The 234-nt window shown below is 43.2% G+C and carries 1 protein-coding gene; it reads right to left on the reverse strand.

What is annotated here, in order from left to right; all coding sequences use genetic code 11:
- Positions 1–223, reverse strand: a 223-nt coding sequence (locus tag IQ282_RS00035; protein WP_228547156.1) for a hypothetical protein, incomplete at its 3' end; no start/stop codon positions are given.
- Positions 224–234 lie beyond the last annotated feature (11 nt).

A 234-nucleotide genomic window follows, 5' to 3' on the forward strand; every position in this document is an offset into this window, starting at 1 on the left:
ATTGTCTCTTCGTGTTCTTCCTTGAAGTTTTCGATAACTCGGGCGTGTAGTTTTTTCTGATCTGGATATCATACTCTTTCTCAGCCATATCCACCAGCATATCAAAGATGATTACCTTTTTATCGGCACGCTCTGCCAGATGCTCTGCACGAGCTTTCTGCTTCTCAAGCAGCTTGACTCTAGCCTCTAGTTCTATTATTTTCTGTTCTGGTGTTTTTGCCATGGTTGCAACGG

Origin of the sequence: Nonlabens antarcticus, from assembly GCF_015356755.1 — a bacterium.
Lineage (GTDB): Bacteria > Bacteroidota > Bacteroidia > Flavobacteriales > Flavobacteriaceae > Nonlabens > Nonlabens antarcticus.